Here is a 17,223-nt window from a genome sequence, read left to right on the forward strand (position 1 = left end):
GTATTTACTGATGCTAATGGAGCGATTACAGGTAATCAAGGATTAGGGGTTAATAGTGCCGCCTTAGTGCAGGTAACAACCGGTGCAATAGCTGGAACTTACCTCGTTATTAATGATAGCACGGCTGGCTTCCAATCCAGCAATGATTTATTAATAAATATCACCGGATTTACTGGTACTTTACCAGCTTTAGGGAACATTCCAGTGGGTAATTTCTTTGTTTAAGTTTCTAAGCTCTCCTTCTAAGTCACCTAGAAAAAGGGTTTCTCGGAGAAACCCGTTTTCTGGACTTTACTGGTGACTAGAAAATCTACGGTTTCACCGATAGGTTATTGGCCGAATGCTTCGCCCCTACAGGACGCGGGCCGATGAAGACGCAAGGTTTTGAACGACGCAAGACTTTTGAGTATCTTCCCAAATCTTCATCAATAAAGCAGGCTAAGTAAATAAAATTTCACAACTCGATCGCTACAAATATCCGGCCAAGAACTACAATAACCCTAGGCATCTGTGTGAAAAAAGGCCCATCTATGCAACTTTCGCCCCAAGAAAAAGACAAATTACTCATTTTTACGGCGGCACTGCTCGCCGAAAGACGCAAAAACCGTGGTATCAAGTTAAATTATCCCGAAGCGATCGCCTATATTAGCGCCGCCATCCTCGAAGGTGCGAGGGAAGGTCGTAGCGTCGCTGAATTGATGAGTTACGGCACCACTTTATTAACTCGCGAGGAGGTAATGGAAGGTATCCCGGAAATGATTACGGAAGTACAGATCGAAGCGACTTTTCCCGATGGTACTAAATTAGTTACCGTTCACAATCCCATTCACTAACAGGAGATTTTTAGCAGTTATGATTCCGGGAGAAATTATCACACCATCCGGAGCGATCGAGATTAATGTCGGTCGCGACACCCTGCGTATTTCTGTGGCTAATACAGGCGATCGACCGATTCAAGTGGGTTCCCACTATCATTTTTATGAAGTTAACCAGGCCCTGGAGTTCCAGCGCGAATTAACCAAAGGAACCCATCTGAATATTCCCGCAGGTACGTCCGTTAGATTTGAACCGGGAGACACGAAAGAGGTGGAATTAGTTACCATCGCAGGTACTGAAGAAATTTATGGCTTTAATGGTTTAATTAATGGTTCTCTCAAAGGCAAGAAAAAGAAAAAGTAGGGTCTTAACGGAAAAATTATCATAGTTCGATCGCTCAATTGTGGTAACATCAAGGCAACGATAACTAATTCTTTCCAAGACTATGACGACGGTAAAAATTGGCATTATTGGCGGCAGTGGTTTGTATAAAATGGATGCCCTCAAGGATGTGCGGGAAGTATCCCTCGATACTCCTTTTGGTTCTCCTTCCGATGCTTTAATTCTCGGTACTTTAGACGGAACAGAAGTTGCCTTTTTAGCGCGTCATGGCAGAGGTCACCATTTTTTACCGACCGAATTACCCTTTCGAGCTAATATTCACGCTCTCAAACAATTAGGGGTTGAATATATTATTTCCGCTTCGGCCGTTGGTTCCCTCAAAGCCGAAGTTAAACCCCTAGATTTAGTCATTCCCGATCAATTTATTGACAGAACTAAAGAGAGAATAGCGACTTTTTTTGGGGAAGGAATTGTTGCCCACGTTGCCTTTGGTGATCCCATTTGTCCCCAATTAGCCAGTATTTTAGGGGATGCCGTCGTCAGTTTAAACCTACCAGAAGTTACCCTGCATCGGGGGGGTACATACATCTGTATGGAGGGGCCGGCTTTTTCTACTAAAGCGGAATCAAATCTCTATAGAAGTTGGGGGGCAACCGTCATCGGTATGACCAATTTAACCGAGGCAAAATTAGCCCGAGAAGCGGAAATTGCCTACGCTACCTTAGCCCTAGTTACCGATTACGATTGTTGGCATCCCGATCACGATCATGTCACGGTAGAAATGGTGATCGAAAATCTACACCATAACGCTATTAATGCCCAAAAAGTCATCCAAGAAACGGTGCGCCGTCTGGTAGCTAATCCCCCCGTTTCTGCCGCTCATTCTGCCCTTAAATATGCCATTCTTACCCGTCTAGATTCTGTTCCCGTCGCCACTAAAGAAAAATTAGCTCTCTTTTTGAAAAAATATGAAGAAGTAGAGAAATAAGAGCCGAGAAAAGTCGCCGATGAATCTAGAAATGGGTCATTTTTCTCGCTGTTATTCAGACGATCAATTTGACCCTTAACGAAGGCAGGGGGCCATCGGCAGGAGTCAGTATTCAGGAGTCAGGAGATAGGAGATTATTTTATTTATTCTCCCCACACCCCACACCCTACACCCCACACCCCACACCCTACACCCTGCCCCCACGAACAGCTTTTTGCCGCAAACCCTAACTAGCTAGATATTCTCTGATCTTGGCCTTGCGTTTTCTTAATTTAGCGATCGCTTCTCGTTCGATCTGACGGACGCGTTCACGACTGATATTGAGTCGAACGCCAATTTTTGCTAGGGTGAGGGGCTGCCCATTATCTAAACCAAAACGCAGACAAATCACTTCTTTTTGTTGAGGGGTGAGGTCTGCCATCAGTTTTTCTAAGTCCACTTGCAGGGAAGAATAGGCAGTGTAATCTTCCGGGGAAAGTCCCGTATCTTCCAAGAGTTCCCCTAATTCCGTGTCTTGATTGTCCCCCACCTTTAAGTCAAGGGAAAGGGGTTGACGGGACCTTTCCAAGTAGTCTCGCACCTGTTTAGGAGTTAAGTCTAATTCCTCGGCTAATTCGGCAATGGTGGCAGCGCGACCTTTATCTTGAGCTAGTTGACGCTGGGCCTTTTTGATTTTATTCAGTTTTTCGGTGATGTGGATGGGCAGACGGATGGTGCGACTTTTTTCTGCGATCGCCCGGGTGATGGCTTGGCGAATCCACCAATAGGCATAGGTGGAGAAGCGATAGCCTTTGGTGGGATCGAATTTTTCCACCCCTCTTTGCATCCCAATGGTTCCCTCTTGGATCAGATCTAATAGATCTAGATTGCGTTTTAGGTATTTTTTAGCGACGGAAACCACTAGACGCAGGTTCGCTTCTACCATCTTACGTTTGGCGAAATCCCCTGCCCCCAATTCTCGACGCAGTTGTTCTTCACTAATTTCCGCCGCTTCTGACCACTGGCGATCGCTGGGGTCGCTGCCGAGTTTCGCCCTTAGGGATTCTTTGATTTTTTCCAGAAAAATTAATCTTTGTACCTGTTTCGCGTAGAGAATTTCTTCTTCATGGCTGAGAAGGGGAACTCGGCCAATTTCTCTGAGATAGGCGCGAACTGGGTCGGTGGGGTTTTTCGAGGTTTTCATGAGTGCGCGTCGGTTGAGGGTTGATATTCAGGGATTGATGGCGTTTTTCAGATTGCTTCCCCAGAGCAGTAAAGGAGATGCTATCAGAGTTTTTTCTCGTTTTGTAAAGAGATAAGTGAGTGGTTACTCAACTATAGAGAGAAATCTCATTGACTATTTAATTGCCTCTATAGTCCTTTTTTTGGCTATATATAGATTTTATGGGCATAAATGGCAAGTAGTGAGAAGCTTGGTTATTTAACTAATATTACAACAATTATTAAATATTGTAAAGTTTATGAGAAAAAAATCACCCCTCTCAGGAAAGCACCAATGAAGAGGAGGTTTGAGTATCTCTACTCATAGATTAGCCAAAGGTTTCCGATCAGGATGCAATCTAGATGACAAAATCAGCAATTTTCTCAGATAGCGATCGCAGAGTAGGCAGTGAGGGAAGTATTTTCAGTGAACTGTGAACTGAAAACTCACAGCTGACGACCGTCTCCCGTCTATTGCCCTTGCCTAGCGGTTCAGGGGGGATTGTGTAAAAATAAGAGAAGATCGGTTTTTTTTTACTAAACCTATGGCCACTTCTTCCATTGCCGTTAGAGAATTACCTCTCTTTCCCCTACCCGAAGTTGTTTTATTTCCGGGTCGTCCCCTGCCCCTGCACATCTTCGAGTTTCGCTATCGGATTATGATGAATACGATATTGGAAGAAGATCGCCGTTTTGGGGTCTTAATGGTAGATCCGGCCACGGGAGAAATCGCTAAAGTCGGCAGTTGTGCGGAAGTTGTCCGTTGTCAACGTCTTCCAGATGATCGCTTAAAAATTCTCACCATCGGTCAACAGCGCTTCCGTGTCCTAGAATACGTCCGGGAAAAACCCTATCGTGTCGGTTTAGTGGAGTGGATTGAAGATGTCCCCACCACCCAAGATCTGCGACCTCTGGCCAAAGAAGTGGATCGACTGCTGCGGGACGTGGTTCATCTATCAGCCAAATTAACCGCTCAAAAAATTGAACTCCCCGACGATTTGCCTAGTCTTCCCCTGGAATTATCCTACTGGGTGGCGGGTAATCTCTACGGTGTGGCCGGGGAACAACAAGCTTTATTAGAAATGCTCGATACAGTCAGTCGTCTCCAACGAGAATCGGAAATTCTCACCTCAACCCGCAATCATCTGGCCGCTCGCACGGCTCTTAAAGATGCTTTAAATTAATGATCTGTAGGTTTTTCAGCTGCGGCAGCGGATGTTATTTCAGTGAACAGTGATCAGTAAACAGTAATCGGTGAACTGATCACTGTTCACTGATTACTGTTAACCTGGGGATTACCTAATGTTTACCTTGATACAGTAAAGTGGGGTTAAAATTGTTAGCCCCTCGCCTAGGAGAACTTTGATCATGTTGCTCACCTATAATCCCAACGTCTCACCCTTCCGAGAAGACTATAGCGAGAGTCGTCGGCTCCACTTTTATGAGCGCGGGGAGAATATTCCTCTGGTGGCTGATGGAGTCTGGCAAGTTTATCGGGGTATGGCGCAACTAAGTCAAGTATCTGAGAGTGGAGAGGAAATTTTACTAGGTTGGGTTCATTCATCCCACTTTTTCGGCTTAAATTTGACTCATCTGGAATCTTATCACGCCAGAGCCTTGTCGGAACTGTACCTGAAATGGTACACGATCACCGAAGTGGAAAATTCGGCGGAATTAACCAGGATGATGTTAAATCAAATGATCCGTCGTCAACAACAAACGGAATCGCTCCTTGCGATCGCAGGACTGAAACGAGTGGAGGAACGTCTTCAGCAGTTACTACAGTTATTAAAGCGGGAAATGGGAGAACCAATCGCCCAAGGCAGTCGTTTAAAGATACGTTTAACCCATCAAAATCTCGCCAATGCTATCGGCACCACAAGGGTAACGGTGACGCGTTTGTTAGGGGAATTTCAGCGTCAGGGATGGGTGAGCAGCGATTGCGACCGCCATTTGATTATTCACCATTAATCCCTCTTCTGTCACTCTAGGGAACGGGAAAACAGAAATGACAGGGAAAAACGGATTCTAACAGAGAATTTATTCATCGATTAAGTTGATTATATAGAAAAGAAAAGTAGTGAATTAGTCCAGGGGTAAAGAAAAACCATAGCCAAGCTTTTCAGCGATTCAAGTAACCGAAAGGCTCGATAAATAACCAGGGTAAGCTCATCTTAACAATCCTTGACAAAATGGACTTGATGTGAGTTGCTTACCCGGAGAGTGCTTCAGGCATATTTGATGAGAATTAGCCATCTCAATTGTTAAGCAAAAATCGACCCGTTTAGTCGATTTTGTAACTATTTTGATTGACTGGTATCACTTGAACTGCCCATGCGGATCACAAAATTGGCCAATTGTCAATAGCGTTTGAGATGCTCTCACCCTGGCTAATTAACCCTGGACTAAAGAAGATTTGAGCGCAAAAATTTTCTCGATTACCTCTTCTACCACCTTATCGGGAGTGGAAGCACCAGAAGTCACTCCGACGATAATTTTTCCCTCATTTAACCAGTTATCAGTGATGATTAAATCGCCACCTAAAGGTTTATGTTCGATGCGATTACCGGGGAGAATGCGCTCGGCACTATCGATATGATAGGAGGGAATGGCACGCTTGATCGCTATTTCCTGTAGGTGAGTGGTATTAGAGGAATTATAACCGCCAATTACCACCATTAAAGAAAGCGGTTCTTTCACCAGTTCAAACATGGCATCTTGACGCTCTTGAGTGGCATCACAGATGGTATTAAAACTCATGAAATGATCTTTAAAATTGATCGGTCCGTACTTTCTCAACATAGTATGCTCGAAGAGTTTGCCAATTTCCTCCGTTTCACTTTTTAGCATTGTGGTCTGATTGGCAATACCGATATAATCTAGATCGCGATCGGGATCGAAACCCTGGGAATGGGCATTTTTAAACTCCTCTAAAAACTCATTTTTATCACCACCGTGGAGAATATAATTAGCGACATAATTAGCTTGAGCCAAATTTAAAACGATTAGATAAGTGCCAGCAAAAGAGCTAGTGGCGATCGTTTCTTCGTGATTATATTTGCCGTGAATAATCGAAGTGTGGTCGCTTTTTTTGTGTTTTTCCACGGAATTCCACACCTTAGAAACCCAGGGACAAGTAGTATCCACAATCATGCAACCCTTATCGTTAAGGATTTGCATTTCCGAGGCACTGGCCCCAAAAGCAGGTAAAATCACCACATCCCCCGATTCCACCACAGTAAAGTCTTTTTGGCCATTTTCCATCGGAATAAAACCCACGGCCATGGAGCGCAGACGCTGATTAACCGAGGGATTGTGAATAATTTCGTTAGTAATCCAGAGACGTTCCTGGGGAAAATGTTGACGAGTTTCGTAGGCCATAGCAACAGCGCGTTCTACCCCCCAACAAAAACCAAAAGCTTGAGCGAGATAGATCGTCACCTCACCCCGTTGTAAACGGTAATTATTTTCACGAATTTCTTGGATCAGGTCGCTTTGATACTCATTGGTCATCGCATCCATTACTTCTTCTTTGTGACCGAATCCCTTGCGGTTATAGTTATCCGATTGCTGTAGGGTGCGTTTAAAGGATTTTGTATCCATGATTCTCTGATAGGGGTATTGGTGGTGCTAAATTGGGCGAGACAGTAGCTTGCCATATATTTAAAATACCTTATCTAGTCAGCGCAGGAAGCTTTTAGAGACTAGAGAGAAATTCCTCGTCGATATCGTAACCAAACTGTTGAGCGAAAAATTTTAAGCGAGATAAAGCAGGAATTTGCTGACTTTTCAGCCAATCAGACAAAATAAAGAGTTTTTGCATCACAAAAATCTCTAAAGCTTCGGGATTATATTGAATTCCTTCCCCGCGATGGAATTGATGGGGGACCAACATAGCAGCATAACGGGCGATTTCTCCCTGTTTTGGGTCAAGAATAAAGATTAACCAAGGATAAACTGCATCCAAACGCAAAAACCACAGCCTGACTTCCGGTATCTCCGATAATTCCCGCATATCACCCTCCGCACGAGGATAATCTATCTCTAATTGTAGAGCTTGTTCCAATTTTGCGATCGCTGCCCGCGACTGATAATCTTGAATAATAGTCTCTAAAGATGAGAGATCGAGATTTTGAATCTGATTGGGGTTAAGAGCGATTTTGACAGTCATAGGAGCAAATAAAAGGTTATATCGGGCAAAATTACCGTTTTTTATCCCTAGATCGGCAATGATCTATCTCAGAAAATACTCTCGATCGGGACAAAAAAACTAAGTATGACTATTCTCTCACTCCAGAGCGAGAGAGGGAAACCAGACAAAAATCCTCATGATTGGATTTCTCCCACAATTTAATCTCCCCTGCACACCGGGGTAGTCAGCAAAATCGAGAACTAGGGACACGAATTATGGGAAAATAAGCTCATCTTCTCCGCTTTTATCCCATGCAAGCCAACTTTTTTACTAATATCCTCTTACCCGTTGCCCTAGGCGTTTTAATGTTAGGCATGGGATTAGGATTAATTCTCGCCGATTTTCAGCGTATCACCCGTTATCCCAAAGCAGTCCTGATCGGTTTAGTCAATCAAATTATTATTCTACCGATCGTCGGCTTTATTATTGTTTCTCTTTTGCCTCTCCGGCCAGAAATTGCCGTCGGTTTAATGATTGTCGCCATTTGTCCAGGCGGTCCTTCCTCCAATGTTTTAACCTATTTAGCTAAGGGAGATGTGGCCCTTTCTGTTACTTTAACCGCTTTTAGCAGCATCATCACCATTTTCACAATACCTTTTTTAGCTAGTTTCATTCTCCAGCATTTTATGGGTGAAAGTGCCGCCATCTCCCTACCCATTGGTTCCACTATGGGGCAGATATTTTTGATTATAGTTTTACCCCTGGTTATAGGTATGACTATCCGCCATTACTTCCCTTTACTGGCGAAAAGTCTGGAACCGATAACTAATCGTTTGGCTGTGATTTTTCTAGCAGTTATTATCTTCTTATTAATCCTGAGAGAATGGGAACGTTTACCTTTATTTATCGCTCAAACTGGCCTGGCAGTGATTATTTTAAATACGATTGCTTCCCTAATTGGCTTTTTCAGTGGTCGTTTATTTCAATTAACTATTGCCCAAAGAATTTGTATCGCCATCGAAGTGGGTATTCAAAGCGGCACTTTAGCTATTGGCATCACTGCCGGTTTATTAAAGAATCCCGAGCTAGCCATTCCCGCAATGGTCTATAGTTTATGGATGTATGTCAGCGCTTTTGTCGCTGTTTATTATGGTCGCAAAAAAGCAGCTTTGGTAAAATAGCTAAATGGAGTGATAGGATATAGCTAAAAACTGATAACTGATTATGTTAATTGGTAAATATTTAACCCTAGAAGAATTATCTACCTGTTCCCAAACCTATCAAAAGTATGCAGCACAAATCGATCCCTATCCAAAAAATCCTGCAACGATAACCGCTTGGCAAAATCTCGCTCACTTTATTATAGATCCAATTATTGATAATTTTGGTCGAGAAAGATTCCAATTAACCTACGGATTTTGTTCCAATGATCTGAGAAAATTTCTCCAAAAAAAAGACCCGATCACTGGCTTAAAAAACGGTAGAATCGATCCCAGTCGTGATCAACATTGCGCCCACGAAATTAATCAAAAAGGTCAATATTATTGTCAGCGATTGGGGGCAGCCTGTGATTTTCGGATTATCAATTTAACTAGCGATCGCCTGATAGATTGGATTTTAAACAAAAAATTACCCTTTGATTCTCTCTATTTTTACGGAATTAATCGCCCGATTCATATCAGCTACGGACCCCAACATAAACGAGATCTATGGACTTTTACCCCTAGAGGAACACCGACTAAAAAAGGTTTACAATCATGGTTAGAAGCCGCTAAATCTATCGATTCTGAAGCTAAAAAATCCCCCAAAATAGGGGGATAACCAAGACTTAAAACCGTCTTCTTTTAGATTTCTGGTTCCAGATCGTCCTCCTCGTCCTCATCGGCCGGTTCCGTGGGTAAAGGAACCGAACCCATATCTAATTTATCCCGCAATAACTTCTCAATTTCTGCCGCTACTTCTGGCCTTTCTTCGAGATATTTAACGGCATTATCGCGACCCTGGGCAATATTTTCGCCATTATAGCTATACCATGCCCCTTTACGAGTAACCACGTTAGTTTGTTCGGCGATATCGAGCATACAACCCACCTGGGAAATGCCTTTACCGAAGATAATATCAAATTCAGCAATCCGGAAAGGAGGCGCGACTTTATTTTTAGCCACCTTAACTTTAGCCCGAATTCCGTATTCCCCTTCCGTGCCTTTTTTCAAAGTTTGAATGCGACGGATATCTAAACGCACCGAGGCATAGAATTTTAAGGCCGTTCCCCCGGTGGTCACTTCAGGATTGCCGTAGGTGACACCGATTTTTTGCCGCAGTTGGTTGAGGAAAATCACCACACAACCCGATTTACCAATATTACCGGCAATTTTTCGCAGGGCTTTACTCATCAAACGGGCCTGCAAACCCACCTGATTATCCCCCATTTCCCCCTCAATTTCCGCCCGCGGCACTAAAGCGGCCACCGAGTCGATGACAACGATATCCACGGCCGAAGAACGCACTAACTGGTCAACTATTTCTAAGGCAGCCTCCCCCGTATCCGGTTGTGCTACCAGTAAATTATTGATATCTACCCCTAAATCTTCCGAATAGGTGGGATCTAAAGCGTGTTCCGCATCGACAAAGGCCGCCACTCCCCCAGCTTTCTGCACTTCTGCGATCGCATGGAGGGCTAAGGTGGTTTTTCCAGAACTTTCCGGCCCGTAAATTTCGACGATGCGGCCCTTCGGTAAACCGCCACCCAACGCCATATCTAGGGTTAAAGCACCACTAGGTACGGTTTCCACCCGCATCCGGGTGGCGTCTCCTAAACGCATAATCGAACCTTTGCCAAAGTTGCGCTCGATTTGATTTAAGACTAAACCCAAGGCTTTATCTCGATCGGAATTATTTGTCATTGTCGCCATTAATTTTCTCCCCAGTTTTCTTAAGTAGTACAGCAGTATGCAAAGATTGTAGCCTGTTTTAATCTTGATCACCAAAAAGTTAGAGACTTTTTCCAGAATGGTGATCAAAAATTAAAAGTTTTGATTTTTACAGCCAAGGCCGGCTCATCTGTTCTAATTGCGTCACCTCTCGCGCTTCTAAACTCCATCCTAAGGCCCCGGCATTTTCCCTCGCTTGGGCCGCAGTTTTTGCCCCCGGAATGGGAATCACATCCCCTTGGGCGATTAACCAATTGAGGGCGACTTGTGCGGGGGTTTTTTGGTATTTTTCGCCCAATTCTTGCATTACCCTTAAAATTGGGGCTATTTTCTCCAAACCTTCTTTTTTGAACCGCGAGTCAACTTTTCTGGCTCCATCGGGCAAATTCTGGCTTTCTGGGCTATATTTACCCGTCAGTAGTCCTTGAGCGAGGGGGCTGTAGGCGAGGATGGTGACACCTAATTCCTTGGCCGTGGCTAAAATTCCCTTAGTTTCTATTTTGCGATACAAAAGCGAATACTGCACCTGATTGACCGCTAAGGGAACCTCTTTTTTCGCCAAAATCTGGCTTGCTTGACGCATTTGCTCGGCGGAATAATTACTTACACCCACTGCACCAATGCGGCCGCGTTTTACTTCTTCCCCTAGGGCATTCATTAGGGTTTCTTGGCTAATTAGGAAGGTGAAGGGCCAATGCACTTGGTAAAGGGCAATTTTATCGGTTTTTAGACGGTTTAAGCTCTCGGTAATGGCATTATGAACCGCATTCGCCCCCAATCGCCACGGTACGGGGGCAAATTTGCTGGCAATATCGATGGGAATATCAGTCTCTTGCGTAAATTTTCCTAAGAGTCGTTCCGATTCCCCCAGTCCATAGACTTCGGCAGTGTCAAAAAAGGTGATTCCTGCCTCTACTGCCGCTTTAAAGGCCTCCTCTACCTGACTAGCTCCGTATTCTTTGCCATAGTTCCAGAATAGTTTATCTCCCCATGCCCAAGTCCCGATTCCCAAAGCACTGACGGCAATTCCTGTTTGTCCGAGATTAGCGGTTTGTCTAGTCATATTCCCTACAAAGAATGACAGCGTTTCTCATTTAAAGTTGAAGTGTAACCTATATTTGGTCTGACTCACCACTAACCCCCTTTTTTGATTCCGGGAAATTCCCACCCATAATTAATGGGAAAGGACTTGACTTTGCCGGCGACTTGCGCTATGCTTTTCTTATAATGGGAATCCGTGCAAATTTTTTTAGACGCAAAGATTTCCATTATGAATAAAATCTTTTAAAAATATTATCCCAAAATCTGCCGAGAAAAGCAAGCGAAATTTTGCCGATAATTGTTAAGTTTTGTTAACAAAGAAATACAGAGATCAGCAAGGTAAAAAAATCGAAATCTCTTGCCGATCTTGTTTGTCGCCTAAGCTATGATTAGGTTAGGCGAATTTGGCGCTTTGACTAATTGTTAGTGCTAACTTCCGTGGTTTCAACAATTGCCGTCGGTTGGCAGGGAGTAGGTTGAAATTTCTCTGGAAAAGAGAAGCCTAAAAATGATGCGATCGCAAATATGGTGCTGATAATTTTGGCAAGACTAACAACGTCTTCTCTGTACTTTAACCAATATTTATACATAATCATCAATCCTTTTACTTAGGAGGTGAACTATCTCTAGATTAAAAAAATTCTGATTATTTGTCGTTACTCAAAAGTCCTAAAAATGGTACTTTTTTTAGGTACTCTCAAGTAACCTGACAGGGTACTGAAAAGTAATCTTAAGTCCTGCAACCCTTAAAAAATGATGATGAATGAACTAAAAATGACTGAAATTAAAACCCTTTCATGGACTGAATTAGAAATGCTGGTTAATGATCTGAAAAAAAAGCATACAAACAAGGGATTAACGGACGTGGAGACAAAAATATTAAAAGGTATTTTTGATGATAAAAAATATGCTGATCTAGCGGAAGAAATTAGTCAAGAAGAACAGTCAATCAAGAATGCGGCTCATAAGTTATGGAAAATCTTGTCAGAGCAAATGGGTGAAAAGATTGACAGTAACAATCTGATTACTGCTTTGGCAAGGTATAGAGATAATTCTCAGACATTTGATCATAACAATAAACCGCAACCTCAGCAATCAGATAAAGTTTTTGAATTAGTTATTGAGGTAGGGATAGACGACCTGACACCAGAGAAAATTGATAAGATTAACAACCTTATTCAAAAAATCGCCAGAGACAACACGATCAAGCCTATTATGAAACTTAAAGGCAGTATTCGGCTATTTTTAGAAGGTTCAGAAGATGGACTACAGCGCCTAGCAGATTTACATCAATCGGGGGAATTGCAAGCCCTTCTCAATGAACTTAAATCAGACGATATACCCGAAATTGTCGTCACAAAAGCCGAGTTCACTACAGATGCAAAAGTTATTGAAAAAGCCGAATTAATTAAGGCAATTCGAGAGGGAACAATCGATAAGAAAACTCTATATAAAGTTGATTTGAGTGGGGCTATTCTGAGTGGGGCTATTCTAAGTGGGGCTAACCTGAGAGGGGCTATCCTGAGTGAGGCTATCCTGAGTGGGGCTGACCTGAGTGCGGCTAACCTGAGTTGGGCTAAACTGAGAGAGGCTATCCTGAGTGCGGCTAACCTGAGTGTGGCTAACCTGATTGGGGCTAACCTGAGTGTGGCTAACCTGATTGGGGCTAACCTGATTGGGGCTATCCTGAGTGGGGCTAACCTGAGTGGGGCTAACCTGAGAGGGGCTAACCTGAGAGGGGCTAACCTGAGAGGGGCTGACCTGAGAGGGGCTAACCTGAGTGGGGCTGACCTGAGAAGGGCTGACCTGAGAAGGGCTGACCTGAGTGATGCTAACCTGAGTGCGGCGGAAGTTAAAAAGGCTATCTTTATCGGTGCAACGGGGATCACCCCCGAACAAAAACAGGATTTAATTCGACGAGGGGCAATTTTTGGGGATAATTCTAACGATCGCAGTAAAGTATTAGTTTAAAACAGCCTTTGATCTCCACCTTCAGCAGAGATTTAGGTAGGGTTGGCTGAATAAATGTGAAATATAGACGAGATAAGGGGTTTGGCAGCCTGTTTGACCAAGCAGCTGCAAGATTTTCAAGCTAGTGGCTCAAAAACCTTGTATCTTAACCAGCGATCGCCCCTACTTTTTCAGCCAACCCATAATTAATCAGGGTAAGAGCATCTCAATTAGGCTTGACAAAAGGCTTTCAGCACAGCCATCATATAGTCATTATCCATGGCCGCCCGTTTACTTTTTTGTGCCAGACCACGTCGGTAAGTAGATTCCTGGTTAAGAGCGTTAAGTGCTACTCGTCTCAAGAAGGCTCCCATTACGAGGGCTGTGACCGGAGCGAATCTGAGATTTATCTTCATTAAAAGTAACATCTAAAATCCAATGAGCCTGATTTTCAATGCCCCAATGTTTACGAATAGCATTACCTATTTTTTGAGCATCAGCGGGGAGAGAACTGAGATAAAATTGGACTTCACAAGTGGTTTTATTCCAAAGATGACGAACTCGTTTAACCATGATAATACTTTGAAGTCCTTGCCATTGAGCCTGTTGATAAAGACCGCCGAAAGCTTCTAAGGGTACAGCCCAACACCAACGTTTTTCGAGGCGATGATGACCTTTTTCCAGACGGTAATCATAACTAAATTGAATACCATCAAATTGATGTGCTTGAGCTTGCTCAAACCAGTTTTTGACCTGAGTATAAAGAGTCGGATGATTAGCTTTAAGGGCGACAACGTAGTCAGCTTTTTTGGCTTGAATATGATTAATAATCGCCGTTTGAGTTCCCAGAGCATCAAGGGTGATAATTGCCCCTTGAAGGTCTAACAGTTCTAGTAAAGCGGGAATAGCAGTAATCTCATTGGATTTATCTTCCACCTTGACTTGTCCTAAAACTAATTTCTGCTCCCCCGCCCAAGCCGTCACTAAATGCAAGGCTTTAATTCCTTGATTACGGTCGTAAGAACCTCTGAGACTTTTCCCGTCTATGGGAACTATTTCCCCCGAAAGAGAACCGATTAAATGGGGCAGCCATTGAGACAAAACTTTGGCCAAAACTTCCGGGTTAATCCGTTCAAAAACCCGCCGAAAAGTATCATCAGAAGGAATGCCATTAGGTAATTCTAAAAACTCAGATAACCAAGACTGCTTACTGAGTCCATAATTTTCCATGTCTTCCCAACCTTCGGCTCCTGCTATAACGGCTAAAATAGCAATGACTAAAATATCAGTTAATAAATGTTTTTGGGTTCGGGACACTCTCGGGTCAGGAATATCTTGAAGATAAGTCAATAAACTAGCTTGAATTTCATTGATTGATGTTAAAGGAAGCTCAGGTTTTAGTTGAGCTTTATTTCCGGTGGGGAGAACGGGAGCAAAACCTTTACCCATGAGCTATTTCCTCATTAATTTTCATCAACAACAGTGAGACTAAGGCTAATTATAAATTATACAGAGGTAGCAGCGGCTAAGTCTGGGTACTGGCAGTGCGGGACGGTGCTATGGCGATTTGATTACCCTATTCAGAAATCTTTGTCAACTACAATGATTAGCCGACAATGAATCGCCGATAGCTGATAGCAGGCGTTGGGTTTCATACTTCAACCCAGCCACTTAACTGCTGTAAATCCGACAGCAAGCTGACTCAGCAATTTAAGCGAAAATTCTGCCATTCTCTAGAATGCCATTCCGGGTTAATCTGGGTTTTGTGACAATTTATGGCTAAATTTTAAGAGGCAGTATGGAACGCACTTTCTTAATGATTAAACCCGACGGTGTACAACGCAATCTGGTGGGGGAAATTATTCAACGCTTTGAAGCTAAAGGTTTTACGCTGGTTGGGTTGAAAATGATGCAGGTTTCTAGCGAATTAGCGGAAAAACACTACGCTGTTCATAAAGAAAGACCTTTTTTCCCTTCGTTGGTCGATTTTATTACTTCCTCCCCCGTGGTGGCTATGGTTTGGCAAGGAGAAGGAGTAATTGCCTCCGCTAGAAAAATTATTGGCGCCACTAATCCCCTCAATGCTGAACCTGGTACGATTCGCGGTGATTTTGGTATTAGTGTCGGACGCAATCTTATCCATGGTTCCGATGGTCCAGATACCGCCAAAGATGAAGTTAGTCTCTGGTTTAGCGATGCAGAATTGGCTAATTGGACTCCCTCCATCACTCCCTGGGTCGTAGAGTAAATCCCTTTGAAGCAGTCAGGAGTCAGGAGATAGGAGTCAGTATTCTCCGAGTCAGCTTTTTTCTCCCTTCTCCCTTCTCCCCTCTCTGCAATAACTACTGCTGCATACTTTGTGCTTTTTGTCAAAAAAACTTTTTTTTTGCGACAAAACTACACAAAAAAAAGATCATCGTTGTGGGTGAAATTGACTGATTTACCTGTCTGAATTAGGATCACTCTCTAGGTGTGGCAAGGGTTTCAACCATTGCTGCCTAAGAAAGCACAAAATACCCCATTATGAAATTCAGTAAAATCGCTGTAACCATGATAACATCGTTGTCAAATAAAAATCTTTCTCAATTAATTCTTAAGAATTTGTAAATATTGCGAAATGTTAATTTAAATATTCTCAAGTTTTTGGAGTCAATAAATAACTTTTGCTTATCTTTGTCTAACATTGAGTTAGGAGATAGGAGTCAGGAGATAGGAGATTATTTTATTTATTCTCCCCACACCCCACACCCTACACCCTACACCCCACACCCCACACCCTACACCCCACACCCTACACCCCACACCCCACTTCCCCAATGGCCAATCAAGGTTGGATTTATCGAGATAAAATTAGCAAAAATCAGGCAGGATTAAGCCTATTAGCCTACTATGCGGGCAAATATCCCCATTCTAGCCCAGAAGAATGGCTCGATCGCATTTTATCAGCAGCAATTCTCGTCAACGGTCGTCCCGCTTACCCCGATACAGTCTTAGAAATCGGGCAGCAATTGACCTATCAGCGCCCGCCTTGGACAGAACCGGATGTACCGCTCTTTTTTGAGGTACTCTACGAGGATACCGAGGTGTTAGTGGTGGCGAAACCTTCGGGATTACCCGTGTTAGCGGGGGGTGGATTTCTCGAACATACTCTCATCCATTTGGTACATCAGCATTATGCCGAGGTCACTCCCTATCCAATTCATCGTCTTGGTCGCGGCACTTCCGGCATAGTCTTAATGGCGAAATCAAAGCCCGCTAGAGCTAAATTGAGTCAACAGATGCGAGAGGGGAAAATTACCAAAATATATCGAGCTTTAGTTGGTCAGGGCGACATACCGGATAATTTTAGTATTAATCAAGCGATCGGGAAAATCGCCCATCCCATTTTAGGCTACGTTTACGGTGCGCTCACAGATGGGTTATCGGCCCGCAGTGATGGTCGAGTCTTAAAAAAACATCCCGATAGTACACTATTAGAAGTAGAAATTTTTACGGGCAGACCCCATCAAATTCGCATTCATCTAGCCTTTTTTGGCTATCCCTTAATCGGTGATCCCTTGTATGGTCTGGGGGGATTACCGCGACCGGATGCAGTGCCAGGAGATTGTGGTTATTATCTCCATGCCAATCAAATCGTTTTTAATCATCCCAGTACAGGGGAAAGAATCTCTATTTGTTGTCCAGCACCACCAGAATTAGTTATCAGTTATCAGTTATCAGTTCACTGAGAAAACTCCCCACACCCTACACCCCACACCCCACACCCTACACCCCACACCCCACACCCCACACCCCACACCCCACACCCTACACCCCACACCCTA

17 protein-coding genes and 1 pseudogene are annotated in these 17,223 nt (G+C 43.5%); 11 read left to right on the top strand and 7 right to left on the bottom strand.

Features of this window, described 5'->3' with window-relative positions:
* From IM507_RS21235 to IM507_RS21250, 4 genes are all read left to right on the top strand, one after another.
* Nucleotides 1-225 (top strand): bluetail domain-containing putative surface protein (locus IM507_RS21235; RefSeq protein WP_287637701.1); only part of this gene is annotated, 225 nt, incomplete at its 5' end.
* 305 nt (nt 226-530) lie between these two features.
* Nucleotides 531-833, top strand: coding sequence for an urease subunit gamma (gene ureA / locus IM507_RS21240; RefSeq protein ID WP_002738360.1), 303 nt, complete (start codon nt 531-533; stop codon nt 831-833).
* A 19-nt stretch (nt 834-852) separates the two neighbouring features.
* Nucleotides 853-1,179, top strand: coding sequence for an urease subunit beta (locus IM507_RS21245; protein WP_002738732.1), 327 nt, complete (start codon nt 853-855; stop codon nt 1,177-1,179).
* Between the two features lie 82 nt (nt 1,180-1,261).
* Nucleotides 1,262-2,146 carry an S-methyl-5'-thioadenosine phosphorylase gene (locus tag IM507_RS21250; protein ID WP_002739127.1) on the top strand — a complete coding sequence of 295 codons (885 nt, stop codon included), beginning with the start codon at nt 1,262-1,264 and terminating at the stop codon, nt 2,144-2,146.
* A gap of 226 nt (nt 2,147-2,372) precedes the next feature.
* On the opposite strand, the gene IM507_RS21255 is transcribed toward IM507_RS21250, so the two are convergent.
* Nucleotides 2,373-3,329 carry an RNA polymerase sigma factor, RpoD/SigA family gene (locus tag IM507_RS21255; RefSeq protein WP_002739411.1) on the bottom strand — a complete coding sequence of 319 codons (957 nt, stop codon included), beginning with the start codon at nt 3,327-3,329 and terminating at the stop codon, nt 2,373-2,375.
* A 562-nt stretch (nt 3,330-3,891) separates the two neighbouring features.
* Here IM507_RS21255 and IM507_RS21260 point away from each other — a divergent pair.
* Together IM507_RS21260 and IM507_RS21265 are read left to right on the top strand one after the other, a co-directional pair.
* On the top strand, nt 3,892-4,530 hold the full coding sequence (locus tag IM507_RS21260; RefSeq protein ID WP_002739408.1) for an LON peptidase substrate-binding domain-containing protein: 639 nt from the start codon (nt 3,892-3,894) through the stop codon (nt 4,528-4,530).
* Nucleotides 4,531-4,714: 184 nt separating this feature from the next.
* Nucleotides 4,715-5,317, top strand: a complete 603-nt coding sequence (locus tag IM507_RS21265) for a Crp/Fnr family transcriptional regulator (protein WP_002748318.1) — start codon at nt 4,715-4,717, stop codon at nt 5,315-5,317.
* 423 nt (nt 5,318-5,740) lie between these two features.
* On the opposite strand, the gene IM507_RS21270 is transcribed toward IM507_RS21265, so the two are convergent.
* Together IM507_RS21270 and IM507_RS21275 are read right to left on the bottom strand one after the other, a co-directional pair.
* A complete protein-coding gene (locus tag IM507_RS21270) occupies nt 5,741-6,949 on the bottom strand; it encodes a 4-hydroxy-3-methylbut-2-enyl diphosphate reductase (RefSeq protein WP_123231327.1) in 1,209 nt (402 codons plus the stop codon).
* Between the two features lie 94 nt (nt 6,950-7,043).
* A complete protein-coding gene (locus IM507_RS21275) occupies nt 7,044-7,517 on the bottom strand; it encodes a CRR6 family NdhI maturation factor (protein ID WP_002738641.1) in 474 nt (157 codons plus the stop codon).
* Between the two features lie 272 nt (nt 7,518-7,789).
* Between IM507_RS21275 and IM507_RS21280 the strand changes: the two genes are divergently transcribed.
* Together IM507_RS21280 and IM507_RS21285 are read left to right on the top strand one after the other, a co-directional pair.
* Nucleotides 7,790-8,659 carry a bile acid:sodium symporter family protein gene (locus IM507_RS21280; protein ID WP_002739350.1) on the top strand — a complete coding sequence of 290 codons (870 nt, stop codon included), beginning with the start codon at nt 7,790-7,792 and terminating at the stop codon, nt 8,657-8,659.
* A gap of 43 nt (nt 8,660-8,702) precedes the next feature.
* The gene (locus tag IM507_RS21285; protein ID WP_002738425.1) at nt 8,703-9,299 is read left to right on the top strand and encodes a hypothetical protein; all 597 of its coding nucleotides are present in this window, start codon (nt 8,703-8,705) and stop codon (nt 9,297-9,299) included.
* 23 nt (nt 9,300-9,322) lie between these two features.
* Here the strand turns inward: IM507_RS21285 and recA are convergent, their stop codons facing one another.
* The 3 genes from recA to IM507_RS21300 all read right to left on the bottom strand — a co-directional run bounded on the left by recA (nt 9,323) and on the right by IM507_RS21300 (nt 12,039).
* The gene (gene recA / locus IM507_RS21290; protein ID WP_002739007.1) at nt 9,323-10,390 is read right to left on the bottom strand and encodes a recombinase RecA; all 1,068 of its coding nucleotides are present in this window, start codon (nt 10,388-10,390) and stop codon (nt 9,323-9,325) included.
* A gap of 127 nt (nt 10,391-10,517) precedes the next feature.
* On the bottom strand, nt 10,518-11,471 hold the full coding sequence (locus IM507_RS21295) for an aldo/keto reductase (protein WP_123231329.1): 954 nt from the start codon (nt 11,469-11,471) through the stop codon (nt 10,518-10,520).
* A gap of 394 nt (nt 11,472-11,865) precedes the next feature.
* Nucleotides 11,866-12,039 (bottom strand): hypothetical protein, encoded by a 174-nt coding sequence (locus IM507_RS21300; protein WP_002748305.1) that lies wholly within the window; start codon nt 12,037-12,039, stop codon nt 11,866-11,868.
* A 163-nt stretch (nt 12,040-12,202) separates the two neighbouring features.
* Here IM507_RS21300 and IM507_RS21305 point away from each other — a divergent pair, with 163 nt between their 5' ends.
* The gene (locus tag IM507_RS21305; RefSeq protein WP_287637706.1) at nt 12,203-13,420 is read left to right on the top strand and encodes a pentapeptide repeat-containing protein; all 1,218 of its coding nucleotides are present in this window, start codon (nt 12,203-12,205) and stop codon (nt 13,418-13,420) included.
* Between the two features lie 209 nt (nt 13,421-13,629).
* Here the strand turns inward: IM507_RS21305 and IM507_RS21310 are convergent.
* Nucleotides 13,630-14,848, bottom strand: a pseudogene (locus IM507_RS21310) (ISAs1 family transposase).
* Between the two features lie 349 nt (nt 14,849-15,197).
* On the opposite strand from IM507_RS21310, the gene ndk reads away from it, so the two are divergent.
* Together ndk and IM507_RS21320 are read left to right on the top strand one after the other, a co-directional pair.
* The gene (gene ndk / locus IM507_RS21315) at nt 15,198-15,647 is read left to right on the top strand and encodes a nucleoside-diphosphate kinase (protein WP_042790998.1); all 450 of its coding nucleotides are present in this window, start codon (nt 15,198-15,200) and stop codon (nt 15,645-15,647) included.
* A gap of 568 nt (nt 15,648-16,215) precedes the next feature.
* Nucleotides 16,216-17,127, top strand: a complete 912-nt coding sequence (locus IM507_RS21320) for an RluA family pseudouridine synthase (protein WP_287637708.1) — start codon at nt 16,216-16,218, stop codon at nt 17,125-17,127.
* Nucleotides 17,128-17,223 lie beyond the last annotated feature (96 nt).

The sequence above is a fragment of the Microcystis sp. M20BS1 genome (genome assembly GCF_020245305.1).
GTDB classification, from domain to species: Bacteria; Cyanobacteriota; Cyanobacteriia; order Cyanobacteriales; family Microcystaceae; genus Microcystis; species Microcystis ichthyoblabe_A.

What these genes read in the sequence shown, in the direction of transcription:
- recA (WP_002739007.1), bottom strand. Translation starts at nt 10,390, where the DNA reads ATGGCGACAATGACAAATAATTCCGATCGAGATAAAGCCTTGGGTTTA.
- IM507_RS21285 (WP_002738425.1), top strand. Translation starts at nt 8,703, where the DNA reads ATGTTAATTGGTAAATATTTAACCCTAGAAGAATTATCTACCTGTTCC.
- IM507_RS21265 (WP_002748318.1), top strand. Translation starts at nt 4,715, where the DNA reads ATGTTGCTCACCTATAATCCCAACGTCTCACCCTTCCGAGAAGACTAT.
- IM507_RS21250 (WP_002739127.1), top strand. Translation starts at nt 1,262, where the DNA reads ATGACGACGGTAAAAATTGGCATTATTGGCGGCAGTGGTTTGTATAAA.
- IM507_RS21245 (WP_002738732.1), top strand. Translation starts at nt 853, where the DNA reads ATGATTCCGGGAGAAATTATCACACCATCCGGAGCGATCGAGATTAAT.
- IM507_RS21260 (WP_002739408.1), top strand. Translation starts at nt 3,892, where the DNA reads ATGGCCACTTCTTCCATTGCCGTTAGAGAATTACCTCTCTTTCCCCTA.
- ureA (WP_002738360.1), top strand. Translation starts at nt 531, where the DNA reads ATGCAACTTTCGCCCCAAGAAAAAGACAAATTACTCATTTTTACGGCG.
- IM507_RS21320 (WP_287637708.1), top strand. Translation starts at nt 16,216, where the DNA reads ATGGCCAATCAAGGTTGGATTTATCGAGATAAAATTAGCAAAAATCAG.
- IM507_RS21275 (WP_002738641.1), bottom strand. Translation starts at nt 7,517, where the DNA reads ATGACTGTCAAAATCGCTCTTAACCCCAATCAGATTCAAAATCTCGAT.
- IM507_RS21270 (WP_123231327.1), bottom strand. Translation starts at nt 6,949, where the DNA reads ATGGATACAAAATCCTTTAAACGCACCCTACAGCAATCGGATAACTAT.
- ndk (WP_042790998.1), top strand. Translation starts at nt 15,198, where the DNA reads ATGGAACGCACTTTCTTAATGATTAAACCCGACGGTGTACAACGCAAT.
- IM507_RS21300 (WP_002748305.1), bottom strand. Translation starts at nt 12,039, where the DNA reads ATGTATAAATATTGGTTAAAGTACAGAGAAGACGTTGTTAGTCTTGCC.
- IM507_RS21255 (WP_002739411.1), bottom strand. Translation starts at nt 3,329, where the DNA reads ATGAAAACCTCGAAAAACCCCACCGACCCAGTTCGCGCCTATCTCAGA.
- IM507_RS21305 (WP_287637706.1), top strand. Translation starts at nt 12,203, where the DNA reads ATGATGATGAATGAACTAAAAATGACTGAAATTAAAACCCTTTCATGG.
- IM507_RS21280 (WP_002739350.1), top strand. Translation starts at nt 7,790, where the DNA reads ATGCAAGCCAACTTTTTTACTAATATCCTCTTACCCGTTGCCCTAGGC.
- IM507_RS21295 (WP_123231329.1), bottom strand. Translation starts at nt 11,471, where the DNA reads ATGACTAGACAAACCGCTAATCTCGGACAAACAGGAATTGCCGTCAGT.